Annotated in this window: 11 protein-coding genes; 1 reads left to right on the forward strand and 10 read right to left on the reverse strand. The window is 42.2% G+C overall.

Annotated features, from left to right (window positions below; all coding sequences use genetic code 11):
• Positions 1-66: 66 nt before the first annotated feature.
• The 7 genes from aceB to KW850_RS13330 form a co-directional block, all read right to left on the reverse strand.
• Entirely contained in the window at positions 67-1,659 is a 1,593-nt protein-coding gene (gene aceB, locus KW850_RS13300) for a malate synthase A (protein WP_218348050.1), read from the reverse strand.
• Positions 1,660-1,858: 199 nt separating this feature from the next.
• Complete coding sequence (locus KW850_RS13305; RefSeq protein ID WP_218348051.1) at positions 1,859-2,476, reverse strand: NAD(P)-binding protein; 618 nt, start codon at positions 2,474-2,476, stop codon at positions 1,859-1,861.
• A 3-nt stretch (positions 2,477-2,479) separates the two neighbouring features.
• On the reverse strand, positions 2,480-3,928 hold the full coding sequence (cobA, locus tag KW850_RS13310; protein ID WP_218348052.1) for a uroporphyrinogen-III C-methyltransferase: 1,449 nt from the start codon (positions 3,926-3,928) through the stop codon (positions 2,480-2,482).
• Between the two features lie 27 nt (positions 3,929-3,955).
• Positions 3,956-4,276 carry a nitrite reductase small subunit NirD gene (nirD, locus tag KW850_RS13315; RefSeq protein ID WP_218348053.1) on the reverse strand — a complete coding sequence of 107 codons (321 nt, stop codon included), beginning with the start codon at positions 4,274-4,276 and terminating at the stop codon, positions 3,956-3,958.
• Positions 4,277-4,282: 6 nt separating this feature from the next.
• Complete coding sequence (gene nirB, locus KW850_RS13320; RefSeq protein WP_218348054.1) at positions 4,283-6,697, reverse strand: nitrite reductase large subunit NirB; 2,415 nt, start codon at positions 6,695-6,697, stop codon at positions 4,283-4,285.
• Between the two features lie 188 nt (positions 6,698-6,885).
• Positions 6,886-7,872: a hypothetical protein gene (locus KW850_RS13325; RefSeq protein WP_218348055.1), complete on the reverse strand. Its 987-nt coding sequence runs from the start codon at positions 7,870-7,872 to the stop codon at positions 6,886-6,888.
• A 23-nt stretch (positions 7,873-7,895) separates the two neighbouring features.
• Positions 7,896-8,123, reverse strand: a complete 228-nt coding sequence (locus tag KW850_RS13330; protein ID WP_218348056.1) for a hypothetical protein — start codon at positions 8,121-8,123, stop codon at positions 7,896-7,898.
• A gap of 231 nt (positions 8,124-8,354) precedes the next feature.
• Here KW850_RS13330 and KW850_RS13335 point away from each other — a divergent pair, with 231 nt between their 5' ends.
• Entirely contained in the window at positions 8,355-9,182 is an 828-nt protein-coding gene (locus KW850_RS13335; RefSeq protein WP_256358236.1) for a hypothetical protein, read from the forward strand.
• Between the two features lie 45 nt (positions 9,183-9,227).
• Here the strand turns inward: KW850_RS13335 and pruA are convergent, their stop codons facing one another.
• From pruA to ligA, 3 genes are all read right to left on the reverse strand, one after another.
• Positions 9,228-10,775: an L-glutamate gamma-semialdehyde dehydrogenase gene (gene pruA, locus KW850_RS13340; RefSeq protein ID WP_218348057.1), complete on the reverse strand. Its 1,548-nt coding sequence runs from the start codon at positions 10,773-10,775 to the stop codon at positions 9,228-9,230.
• 116 nt (positions 10,776-10,891) lie between these two features.
• The gene (locus KW850_RS13345; RefSeq protein ID WP_218348058.1) at positions 10,892-12,049 is read right to left on the reverse strand and encodes a CamS family sex pheromone protein; all 1,158 of its coding nucleotides are present in this window, start codon (positions 12,047-12,049) and stop codon (positions 10,892-10,894) included.
• A gap of 13 nt (positions 12,050-12,062) precedes the next feature.
• Positions 12,063-14,072: an NAD-dependent DNA ligase LigA gene (gene ligA, locus KW850_RS13350; RefSeq protein WP_218348093.1), complete on the reverse strand. Its 2,010-nt coding sequence runs from the start codon at positions 14,070-14,072 to the stop codon at positions 12,063-12,065.
• Between the last annotated feature and the right edge of the window lie 59 nt (positions 14,073-14,131).

Genomic DNA, 14,131 nt, shown 5'->3' on the forward strand with positions numbered 1-14,131 from the left:
CCTCCTATTAATCTATTAAGTATTTTTTATATCTTGATAACGCTTAATGAGTACTTCCATTTCTCTTTAGATATACTCATACCCTGGCAGGGTTAAAAATTCAGCAAACTCATCCTTTAAGATCAACCGATCAAACAGTTCTACGGCTTCATCGAATCGGCCATTTTCAAATGCCTGTGCCCCAATTTCCTGTTTGATATTTTCTAATTCCTCTTCCTTAAATTGCTCATACATTTCCACTGTGACTTTTCGCCCGTCATTTAGGATACCTTTTGGATGGCGAATCCATTGCCACAGCTGGGCACGAGAAATTTCTGCGGTTGCTGCATCCTCCATCAAGTTGTGAATAGGAGCAGCGCCATTGCCTCTTAGCCACGAAGCCACATACTGAATCCCGACATTTATATTCAAACGAACGCCTTCTTCTGTAATAGTGCCCCCTGGTGACTCAAGTAAATCTTGTGCTGTCACTGTAATTTTCTTCTGTTTACTGGTGTGGATCTGGTTAGCCACCGGCATTTCGCGGTTGAATACCTCCAGGGCAACTGGCACGAGGCCTGGGTGTGCCACCCATGTTCCATCATGACCGTCACGTGCTTCGCGCTCTTTATCGGCTCGAACCTTAGCAAAAGCTTCCTCGTTTGCAGTCGGGTTATTGCGAATTGGAATTTGTGCAGCCATCCCGCCGATTGCCGGTGCCTTGCGGCAGTGACAGGTTTGAATCGTAAGCAACGAATACGAACGCATGAATGGAGCCGTCATCGTGACCTGTGAGCGATCAGGTAAAATGACATCCTTGTGATGACGCAGCTTTTTCAAGTAACTGAAGATATAATCCCATCTGCCGCAATTCAATCCAGCGGAGTGATCTCTTAGCTCAAATAAAATCTCATTCATTTCAAAGGCGCCCATGATGGTTTCCAGTAAGACTGTTGCTTTAATGGTTCCATTCGGAATTCCCAGCTTCTCTTGCGCAAATACAAATACATCATTCCAAAGCCGTGCCTCCAAGTGACTTTCCAGCTTTGGGAGGTAAAAATAGGGACCGGTTCCCCTCGTAAGCAGTTGGTTCACATTATGGAAAAAGTACATCCCAAAATCGAAGAAACTTCCTGAGATAGGCTTGCTATCTAGCAAAATATGTTTTTCTTCTAAATGCAGGCCGCGTGGCCGCACAAACAGTACCGCTGTCTTTTCATTTAGTGCATATTTTTTTCCATTGGCATTTTCATAAGATATCGTCCGATTTACTGCATCTCTTAAATTGATTTGTCCTTCGACGATGTTTTCCCATGTCGGTGAAGTAGCGTCTTCGCAATCAGCCATAAAAACTTTTGCACCCGAGTTCAAAGCGTTAATCACCATTTTTCGATCGGTCGGACCGGTAATTTCGACTCGGCGATCCTGCAGGTCATCCGGAAGAGGAGCAATCGTCCAGTCCCCATTCCGAATATGCTTAGTCTCCGGAAGGAAATCTGGCAATGTACCACTATTCATTTCCGCTTGGCGTTTTTGCCTGTACTGTAACAGTTCCACTCTTCTTCCGCCAAACTTTCGCTCCAGCTCTTCAATAAAATTTAATGCCTCTGGTGTTAAAATCTCTTCGTATTGGGCTTTCACGGCCCCGACCACTTCAATACCTGTTGTTTGCGTCGACATGAATTACATCACCTCTTTGTTATAATACAGAAACTTTCTACGTTTTGTATTATATAACACGCATTTTAAAAATGGAACTACTTTTCTGAAAATTTTATAAAAATAGGTAAATACTCCCTGTCCTCTTTCTCGGAAGGATAAATGTCCATAAAAAAAAGAATGTCAACGGATTGACATTCTTCCTTTATTCTCGCGTTTCTTAACGAAGCGATTCATATAAATGCATAAAATCCCTTTCCCGATGATCACTAGTTAAGAACTCCGGGCTCACGATAGACTTTAATAGTTTTCTCTTTAGCGATGCATTGGCTACTTCCTTCAGAATCCATTTTCGTTTCGAAGAAAGAAAGTTAAGGTAGGCCTCATAGGAATCATCGAACTGCTGCTCGAGCTGCTCGCGGATTTTTCTGGCCAGAGTTGGACTGGCCCCTCCTGTTGAGATGGCAATACTCAAATGTCCGCGTTGAACGTGGGCAGGGACATGGAAAGTGGAGCCATCTGGATCATCGGCAATCGTTACAAGTTGGTGAGCATTAACCGATTTCCGAATCGACTGATTGATCTCACGATTATTGGTGGCTGCAAAAATAAGGAATGCATCAGCAATGTCACTGTCTGTAAAAGACTTTTGTTTCCACGTGATTCTTCCGTCCCGACTAAGCCTTTGAATTTCTTCTGTTGCCTCCGGACTGACGACGACGATTTCTGCACCGGTATCAAGCAAGCCTGTCACCTTCCGCTCGGCTACGTTCCCGCCTCCTATAACAACGACTCTTTTCCCTTCTAACCTTAGCATAACTGGATAGCCTGCATTCATTCTTTACACTTCCTCAATGGGCAGGGCTACTAAATAGTCCACTAAAGCTTCCTTGGTTGGATGTGCAGGCTGGCCATGTGAAGGAATGCCTGCACTTTCAACAGCCGCCTCCGTTTGTTTGCCCATGCTGATCACTTGCAGCCCTTTCAACAGATCAGTGGTATCCAAATCACAGTCATTTAACGCTTTTACAAACAATTCAACCGAAGCACTGCTTGGAAATACCATCGTGTTCAGGTTAGCTTCATCCAACATTCTTTTAAAAAGAGGCAGGAACTGCTGATCCAGTTCTTTCTTGCTGGTCACCATGATATCCGCTGAATCATATTCTCTTTTCAAAAGGCAATTATCTCCGACAATGAGCAAAACCTCGGAATCTTGCATCTCATCCGCATGGTCAGCCAAAAATCCACGCTTCCTAAGCGCCTTTATCGATTTAATGGAAGCACCATAAAAGGCAGCACGAATGGTTCGAATATCGATGTCATGCTCCATTATCGCCGTAAAAAATTCATCGACACTTTCTGGTGAGGTAAAGAGAATGTTTTCATAGGAAGCCACCTTCGTTAGATCAATCGGCAGCATGTTTTTTTTCCATTTTGGAAATTCAATCACGTCTGCTCCCTGATCGATTAATGCTTTTGCTAATTCACTAGAGCCTTCACTCGTACGGGCCAGCAGAATTTGTCGTCCATATAGAGGCAATTTCTCGAACCAACTGATTTTTTCACGAAGGGAGATGACGTTACCAACTAAAATAATTGACGGGTTGCTAAACTTGGCCTCCAAGACCTTTTCTGAAATATCCGCAAGCGTCCCTTGCAAGGTTTTTTGACGGCCAAATGTACCCCATTGAATCAAAATAACAGGTGTCGACGATGGTTTACCGTAGTTGATGAGATTTTCGCAAATAAACGGTAAATTGCTGACTCCCATATAAAATGCAATCGTATCGACACCACGGGCCAATCCTTCCCAGTCTAGCACAGGTTTGCCCTCTTTCGATTTATCATGGGCGGTAACCACTGCAAATGATTCTGCATATTCACGGTGAGTAACAGGAATTCCTGCATAAAGCGGGGCTGCTATCCCCGATGTAATACCAGGAACAATTTCAAATGGAATTTGATGTTCGGCAAGGGCGGCTGCTTCTTCACCAACTCTGCCAAAAACGCCAGGATCTCCTCCTTTTAAGCGGACAACCCGCTTTCCTTCAAGCGCCTTCTCCACCAAAAGTTCATTGATATTCCCTTGGCGTATAATGTGGCGATTAGGTAATTTACCGCAGTAGATCAACTCACAATCGGCCGGAGCAAACTCCAATAATTTGGGATTGGCAAGCCGATCATATAAAATGACTTCGGCATGCTTAATGGCCTCCATGCCTTTGATGGTGATTAATCGTATGTCCCCGGGTCCTGCTCCCACTAAAAATACTTTTCCTGTCTTCATCCTGCAGCAATCCTTCCCATTTCCTACTTATCTGATAATAAACACGATATCATCCACTAATTCTACCTTAAATGTCCGCACTTGACCTTCATCCGGTGCCTGTACTTTACCATCTTTTAATGATATTTTCCAATCATAAACGGGGCAATATACATATTCTCCACTTACAAGCCCTTCAGAAAGAACCCCGCCTTTTGGATGCGGACTACGATCTTCAATCGCGTAAACCTCTCCGTTTGTTAATTTAAATAACGCAATATCCGTGGCATCGATTTTAAGCGAATAGCCAGACCTAACTTTTATTTTGGAATAGTTTGCAACTGGAATTCGTGTTATAGTTTGAAGCATATTGAATCACTCCCCAACCTTGATGGTGTGTTTTGTATAATATTTATCTTGAATTTCATCACTTTGAATCGCTTCATTCCAAGGCTCGATATACTTTTTCAATGTTTTATCCATGCGCTCGTTCAAGGCTTTCCTTGTTTCCTCGTTGGCAAGAACTTCTCTCACATGGTCCAGGCCTACACGTTCTACCCATTTAGAAGTACGCTCCAAATAATGAGCTGTTTCACGGTAGTATTGCAGGTAGGCACCTGTCATTTCCATCACTTCGTCCTGTGTTTTCACAATACATAAAAGGTCTCCGGCTCGGAGGTCGACCCCGCCATTACCAGCCACATAAATCTCCCAACCGCCATCAATGCCGACAAATCCAATGTCTTTGATGCCTGCTTCAGAGCAGTTTCTCGGGCAGGCAGACACACCCATTTTTACTTTATGCGGTGTATCGAGGCGTTCAAATTTCTTTTCTAGTTCAATCCCGAGTGCCATTGAATCTTGTGTACCATAGCGGCAGAATTGTGCGCCGACGCAAGTTTTCACCGTACGAAGTGTTTTTCCATATGCATAACCAGATGGCATATCTAGCTCTTCCCACATAGCTGGCAGGTCTTCTTTTTTCACCCCGAACAAGCCAATTCGCTGTCCGCCTGTTAATTTCACAAGCGGAACCTCATACTTTTCGGCAACCTCGGCGATCTTTTTCAAATCAGCGGCAGTTGTTACCCCACCGTACATTCTTGGGACAACTGAGTAAGTCCCATCTTTTTGAATATTTGCATGCATTTTTTCATTTACGAGACGAGAGTCACGGTCATCTTTGTATTCATCCATGTGAATCATCCCGAGGTAGTAGTTGATGGCCGGACGGCATTTGGTACAACCTTCCTCATTGTTCCACTCAAGTACATTCATGACTTCTTTCACACTTGTTAAGCCCTTTTCTTTAATTTCGGCCACTACTTCATCACGGCTTAGGATTGTGCACCCACAAAGGCTAGTTTTTTGTGCTGCTGCTTCATCAAATTGGTCCCCAAGTGTGTGAACGAGAATATTGCTTACCATCGGTTTACAACGTCCGCAGGAACGGCCGGCGTTCGTACAATGGCTCACTTGATCTAATGTTGTTAACCCTTGTGTTTTAATGGCTTCAACAATGGCGCCTTTTGTACCCCCATTACAGCCGCACACTAATTCATCATTCGGCATCGAAGCGACATCGTCAGTGCCGCCTTCTGCACTGCATTCTGTATGGAAGATTGACACTCCGCTGATGTCTTCTTTTTTAGTCAGCATCCGATATAATCTAGTACTATCTTTTGTGTCACCATAAAGGACAATCCCTACGATAAGGTTGTTTCTAGTTAACACTCGTTTATAGAGACCTTCGTACTCATTGTAGATCATAATAGATTTGGTAGTACCATCTTTAAAGATTTCTCCTGCAGAGAAGAGAGAAACGCCAGCAACCTTTAACTGGGTACCTGTAACAGAACCTTCATATGGATTCGTATCGATTCCGCAAATGCGGCTGGCAAGGATTTTTCCTTGTTCATATAAAGGGGCAACCAAACCATAGACAATCTCCCGGTGCTCCGCACATTCTCCAACTGCATATACATGCGGGACACTTGTTTCCATGAAGTCATTAACGACAATGCCTCGATTCACATAGATACCGCTGGTTTTAGCCACTTCCGTATTTGACTTAATCCCAATCGCCATAACAACCAAGTCAGCATCCACTTGTGAGCCATCTTTAAAGCAGATACCCGTCACACGTTCGTCGCCAAGAATTTCAACCGTTTCTTTTTCCATTAAGAAGTTCATACCTTGTGCTTCTAGTTCCGCTTTTAGTAAAGAGGAAGCAACCGAATCGAGCTGGCGCTCCATTAGATGCGGCATGAGATGGACGACATCGACTGTCATCCCTAAGTTCAGCAGGCCTCTTGCAGCTTCCAGTCCGAGGAGCCCGCCGCCGATGACAACAGCCTTTTTATAGTGTTCTGCTGATTTGATCATCATTTCACAATCATGGATGTCTCGAAACCCTGTCACACCTTTTTTATCTGCCCCGGGGATCGGAAGAATGAAAGATTTCGAGCCAGTAGCGATAATCAAATCATCATATTTGACTTCCCTGCCAAGATCACTAACAACACGTTTGTTCTCCACATCAATCTTAACTACTGCTTCACCCATAAATAATTGAATATTGTTTTCTGTATACCAATCTAGGGGGGTAATGATGATATCTTCAAAGTTTGTATCCCCTTGAAGGATATTTGATAGTTTAATCCGATTGTAGTTTGGATACGGCTCTTGGCCAAAAATAGTTATCTCAAAGGGTTCAGTTGATGCTTTTAGAATTTCTTCAATCGTTCTAATGCCTGCCATCCCGTTCCCAATAATCACTAGTTTTTTCATTTTTGGATCGCTCCTTATATATTAAATCATAATTATTAAGGTTTTCTTTATAGTTAAATTGTAAATGCTAGAGTTCATAAAAATTGTGAAGTACGTCACTTTCCAACACAATATGTGAATGATTTCACATTTTTGTCATAGTATCGGTCCAAACAAAAAAATAGCATACCAATGTATGCTATTTTCGCCTAAACTACCTTTTTTTCTGTTTTTTGTAATGGAAATGGTTTAATCAATCCAATTATAACCGGAACCAGTACACCAATGACTGCAACCGGTACAAGCTCCCATAGTTCCAAAGGCGGTGTTATCAGTAAACCTGAGGTGTGAATCAGATACAAAACAAGAAAGTAAACAGCACTGCCGACAAATCCTGCAATCCGACTGTCTTTTCTAATCAATAAATAGGCCAACGGGATCAATAATAATGTTATTGGAACATAGGAGGTTGGATACCCAACCGTGGCAAAAATGGCTTTTCCAACAAATCGTAACAGGATATAAAGAGACGCCGCCATCACAGGGATTGTATAATCGCGACAATAGCGAATGATTAAAATCGTGAGGAGAGCAACCATTAGGACGGAATAAATCGGATAGACCCATTCAGGAATGCCTCCAAAAATCTGTGAAGCAGGATCAGAGATTAATTCCAGGATTTCCTTTGAGGCAATCGAGTTTCCGTGAATGTATTGATCATAAGAAATCGCTCCGTTCTCCTGCTGCATGTTCGGGAACATCAAGCATTCAAGGAGATACATGGCAAACCAAGTATGAAGTGACTTCCATGACGGTTGAATTTCTTTCGTATGCAAAAAGTACCCGCGCCATACTCCAAAAATCATTATATCTGTCCCGATATAATAAATAAAATGGGTGGGGCTCCAGGTGGTTAAATCAATTCCAAATGCAATATGGTACGTAAAATCTAAGGGAATTCCAATAAGGAATAAAATGTATCCGATCGTAATTAAATTTCTAGAAAACCGGTCCATATATTGCGGACGCCGCCACTCTTGAAATAACAAAAAGGCCCCTAAGATAAATCCAATGGTATTGACAATATGGGGAATCGAATATTCCTCAAACAAATATTTAAAATGATAAGAAGCATCCCATGCCGACCCAATGAATTTCAACAGAAAGGCAAGTACCCACAAACGGTAATATTTCAACGATATCATCTCCCCTCTTTTGCTTATCCAAGCAAATCGAAAATATCTCCAAAGATGGCGATAAGGATATAATTTATGGCTAAAGCAATCGCAAACGTAATTCCCGCAACCCGAACAGGTTTCTGTCGAAATAATTTATAGATAAATACAATACCTGCGGAGACAACAAAAATATTACAAATTAAAAATGTCCAAAGTAAACTTTCACTATGTTCCACTGTTGTGACGTGTAATAGGTATAATGGAATCAATTTTACAATCCTCCACACTTTTACTTCCTAACTGCCTTTTCTCTATATTATCATTATTTTTAATATATGGGACTTTTTAATTACATAAAATTCTTGCATTGGTTGAATTAGGTAATGTATTTTTAAAAAGTAGGCTGTGCTATACTTGCATATTGATTTCCGCTTTCAATCAACATTGCTAAAATATCAACAATAACCATTAACACAGCCAAAAAGTAAGAGTGTCTATGATTGGGGGATATTCCACTGAAAAAATCCATACTAGTTAGCATCCTATTTTACACGTTGCTTTTATCTGCTTGTAATCCAATTAGAGTCCCAAAGTCAAGTATGGACCATAATATGAGTGCCACTCCAACTGGTGTCATTCCTACAAAGTCTGAATGGAAGATCCAGGATTATCCGAAGGCAAATGAGGAAATTCCGATTTCACTCCTCATTAAGGATAAATCTAATAAACCGATTCAATCATTCGATACGGTTCATGAGAAAAAAATGCATTTATTTATTGTAAGTAAGGATTTAGCTTATTTTTCTCACATCCATCCAAATTATAAGGGAAATGGCGAATTTAACTTTACCACGAACTTCCCCACAGGCGGAGAGTATAAGCTTATCTCTGAATTCACGCCCAAGGGTGGAGGAGACCCTAGTGTTGAAAGTCATTGGGTCCGGATTGAAGGAAAAACGGCAGCTCCAAATCCGCTCATCCCAGACCAGAAGCTTACGAAAGTAGAGGATGGAAAAAAAGTGACGCTCACTTTTGACCATATGATGGCCGGAATGACGGTTCATCTGAACTTTACAATTAGTGATGCAACAAGCAATCAACCCATTAAAAATCTGCAGCCCTTTTTAGGAGCCATGGGACACGCGGTCGCGATTAGTGGTGATGCTGAAAAGTATTTGCACATCCATCCGATGACAACTGATGGGAGTGGTCCAAAGGTAACCTTTATGACCATTTTTCCTGAAAAAGGGCTCTACAAGGTATGGGGCCAATTTCAGCACAATGGCAAAGTATTTACCGTCCCGTTTGTGATTAACGTACCAGAATAAAAACAAACCCCTTCTTGGCTTAAGAAGGGGTTTTGGCTTTTATCATTAATACATTTCAGAGGTTGTTTTAGCCTGCATATGAAGCAGTAAGTAGTCAGGACCGCCTGCTTTCGAGTCAGTACCGGACATATTGAAGCCGCCGAATGGCTGATAGCCAACGATAGCCCCTGTACATGAACGGTTGAAGTACAGGTTACCAACATGGAAGTCTTCACGTGCTTGTTCAAGGTGCTCACGGTTAGTCGTGATAACAGCACCAGTTAAACCATACTCGGTGTTGTTTGCAATTTCAATTGCATCGGTGAAATCCTTTGCTTTGGTAAAACCAACAACTGGACCAAAGATTTCTTCCTGCATGATGCGTGCATCTGGAGCAAGGTCCGCAATAACGGTTGGTTTGATGAAGTAACCTTTCGAATTATCTCCTTCGCCGCCAGCCATTAACTTACCTTCGCTCTTACCAATTTCAATATATTCCATGATCTTTTTGAACGCATTATTGTCGTTTACTGGACCCATGAATGTTGCTTGTTCTGTAGGATCGCCGATCGTTAGCTCATTGGTTAATTCTACAACGCGATTCAGTACTTGATCGTAAACATCTTCTACGATGACTGCGCGTGAACATGCAGAACATTTTTGACCTGAGAAGCCAAATGCACCTGCAACGATGGATTGTGCCGCAAGCTCCAGATCTGCTTCACTGTCAACCACAATCGTATCTTTTCCGCCCATTTCGGCGATTAAACGCTTCATCCATACTTGTCCTGGGTTTACTTTGGAAGAACGGTCGAAAATGCGAAGTCCAACATCACGTGATCCCGTAAAGCTGATAAAGCGAGTATCTTTGTGGTCAACTAAATAGTCGCCAACTTCAGCACCACTACCTGGTACAAAGTTTAGAACACCCTTAGGAAGACCTGCTTCTTCCATGACTTCCACAAACTTCGCAGCAACAACTGGTGTAGTGGAAGCTGGTTTTAATAGAACGGTATTCCCAGCTACAATCGCTGCAACTGTCGTACCAGCCATAATCGCTAATGGGAAGTTCCAAGGTGAAATAATAATCCCAACGCCTAGTGGAATATAATTGTAACGATTAAATTCGTTCGGACGGCTATTTACTGGAACACCATCTTTAAGGGCCAGCATTTGGCGTCCATAATATTCAAGGAAGTCAATCGCTTCTGCTGTATCTGCATCCGCTTCTTTCCATGGCTTACCTGCTTCTTTTGTTAGAAGGGCAGAAAACTCATGTTTGCGGCGGCGAATAATCGTTGCTGCTTTAAAAAGCACATCCGCGCGAACTTCTGCTTTAGTTTTTTTCCAAGTTTTAAAGGCTTCAACTGCTGCCTGCATTGCTTTTTCAGCTAGATCTTGGCTCGCTTTTGAAACGCTACCAATGACTTCTTTCGTATTGGAAGGATTATAGGAAACGATTTTATCCTCAGTTTTAATTCTTTCTCCACCAATAACTAGGTCGTAATCCTGACCTAAATAACCTTCGACTGTTTTTAACGCCTTTAGATAGGCCTGACGGTTTTCCTCAATCGTAAAATCTGTAAATGGTTCGTGTTTGTAAGGTTGTACCATATCTTAAACCTCCTATGTATTAAAAACGTTTTCACTCCACTGTACATTCTAACATGTTTTAATTCCGTGTCGCAATGATTTGGAGAATTGAAAAAAGACCCAGTATAAACTGGATCTTATTGATAAATATGGACAAATGGTTCTTCTTCATTCGCTTTGCGGACGATCAAGGCTTCAGGTCCGTCTACAGACGTCACACTGACCGAAACGGATAAATACTTAGGAAAATGTTCCATTACAAGCCCAGTTACATACTGGGTAAAACCAATTCCTTCCGTTTTTCCGTAAAATTGGATTGGGATATTAATATTCAAATCCTGCAGTTGATCTCCAATGTAGAAGGCTCTGCCGATTACACCATTATAGTTAGGAAAGTACTCTTCTACATCCTGCTTAAAGTTTAAAAATGCAGTCAAATCATCACGGTGAGCATCCTTTGCTTCGGTGGATGGGAATAGAAAGTACTTTTCATCGACCTTTTCCCAACTATTTAAAGTAGCACTGCCTTGGTCTGCAGTGGAATAGCTAATGAAATTACCAGGAACAACAGATGATTTACTCGCCTGTTCAAACAAAGCAATCGTAATCGGAACATTCTTTAAGTTTTTCATGTTCCTCATACGCTTTACTACTTCTGTGGCAATTTTCTTCCCTTCCCTGACCACTTCTGAATGAGGGACATCTTTCTCAAAGGTATCTCCACCTGCCGTTTTTTTGTAGTAATAAACAGAATTTAAGGCAAGACCAATCGTCACACCACCGAGCGTTACATTGCCTTTATCATTTTTGATTAAGTAGTCATGCTCTAAAATATGCGCCAGATAAATCGGCGAACTCGGTTCCCCTTTTTTCCCCGTATCAACAGGGTTTAGTCCGATGTTTTCAGCCTCTTTTAGTCCTTCATCCTTTAATTGCGATTTTGTAAATTTACGGTTTAACCAAAGTCTAATCGTCTTTTCCTTGATTTCCTGTCCTTCACGGAACAAATACTTTTCCGTATCAAACGTATTTTGGGCAATTCGCATTAAGCCCATTTCAAACTCGTTTAAGTCATATCTTGTATTAATATTATTAACAACCAATCCGCGTGCTTCCCCTGGTTCAAATGGCAAAATTGTCCGATAATAACTATCTGAAATATTATACTTTGGAATAATTGCCTTCCCTTTTACTTTCTCCTTCGTTTGCACCACTTCATTTTGCTTCTGAAAATTAGGTGCACAGGCACTTAGCAAAAAGACAAGGGAGAGAGCGAACAATGAGAGTCTTCTCACGTCGATACACCTCTTATTTATTTAATTCAGCTAGGAGCTTCTCCTCGTCCCAGACTTCGATTCCTAGATCTTGGGCTTTGGTTAATTTTGAACCTGCATCCTCGCCTGCAATGACCAGATGTGTTTTTTTGCTGACACTGCCAGCGACATTTCCGCCCAGCGCTTCAATTTTATCTTTGGCTTCATTTCTGGATAATCGTTCGAGTTTTCCAGTGAGAACCACGGTCTTTCCTGCAAAAATGGAGTCGGACTCTTCAGCAGCAACAGGTCTAATGCCCTTATATTCCATATTGACGCCTGCTGCGGCTAATTCGTTGATTAACTCCACGGCTTCTTCTTTTTCAAAATAGGCAACAATTGAATCCGCCATTTTATCACCGATTTCATTAATGGCAAGTAAATCATCCTTGGTTGCGCGTGAGAGTTTGTCCATGGACCCAAATTGCTGCGCTAACGTCTTTGCTGCTTTAGCCCCCACATGGCGAATCCCTAATCCAAATAAAAGCTTTTCTAGAGAATTGTCTTTTGAAATCTCAATCGCTTTGATCAGATTAGTTGCTGATTTCTCACCCATTCTTTCTAAGGCTAAAAGCTGTTCACGAGTCAGTTTATAAATGTCAGCGACATCCTCAATTAATTTTTCAGCAAAAAGCTGGCTAATTACTTTTTCCCCTAGGCCTTCGATATTCATCGCGACTCTTGAAACAAAATGAATCAGGCCTTCACGAAGTTGTGCTGGGCATTTTGGGTTGATACAGCGTAAGGCCACTTCGCCTTCCAAACGAACCAGTTCGCTTTCACACTCAGGACAATGCGTTGGCATGTGGAATTCCACTTCTTCTCCTGTCCGCTGCTCAGCTAAGACATTGACCACCTCAGGGATAATATCACCTGCTTTTTTGACAACGACTTTATCACCCAGCTTAATATCCTTTTCTCTGATTAAATCTTCATTGTGTAAAGAGGCACGTTGGACTGTTGTCCCTGCCACTTTGACCGGCTCAAGAATCGCCGTTGGGGTTATGACACCGGTTCGGCCTACGCTTAACTCGATATCCATAAGGGTTGTGACCACTTCTTCCGCCGGGAACTTATAGGCAATCGCCCAGCGTGGACTTTTTGCTGTTGTTCCGAGTGCTGCCTGATGGGTATAGGAATCGATCTTAATGACGATCCCATCAATTTCATACGGAAGATTCGGGCGCTTATCAACCCAGCTATGGACATATTCAATCACTTCATCAATGGTTGCACAGCTTCTCCGCTCCTGATTCGTTTTAAAACCGAGGCGATCCAAAAAATCAAGACCTTCACTATGAGAATCGATACCGCTGTTTTCACTTAGATTCCCGATTCCATATAAAAAGACATCGAGTTTTCTTGATGAGGCAATTTTCGGGTCTAATTGCCGCAGCGACCCTGCCGCAGCGTTTCTTGGGTTAGCAAACAATTCCTCGCCGCGTTCTTCTCGTGCCTGATTCAAGGCCTCAAACGAACGTTTTGGCATATAGGCTTCCCCGCGGACCTCCATCGTCACATTTTCACGCAGACGGAGTGGGACTGATTTAATGGTTTTTAGATTAGCCGTTATATCTTCACCAATCGTTCCATCCCCACGTGTCGCTCCTTGGACAAAAAGTCCATCTTCGTACCGCAAAGAGACAGCAAGGCCGTCTATTTTTAACTCGCAAACATATGAAAAATCATCACCGACACCTTGACGGATGCGGCGGTCAAAATCTCTTAAGTCTTGTTCATTAAAGGCATTGCCAAGACTAAGCATCGGCGTCCGGTGCTCCACCTTTTCAAACACATCAAGTACGGCACCGCCCACCCTGACTGAAGGAGAATCTGCTGTTTTTAATTGCGGGAACTTTTCCTCAAGCTCCAATAACTCTTGCATAAGCTTGTCATATTCAGCATCCGGTACAGATGGTTTATCTAACACATAATACTCATAGCCATAGTGATTTAACAGGCTCTTGATTTCGATAATTCTCTTTTCAGCACTTTGAAGGTCCATATATCCAGTCCTTTCTAAAAGGATTTTCATGAACCGCTCCCAAGCGGCTCATGAAATTT

The sequence above is a fragment of the Bacillus sp. sid0103 genome (assembly GCF_019219025.1).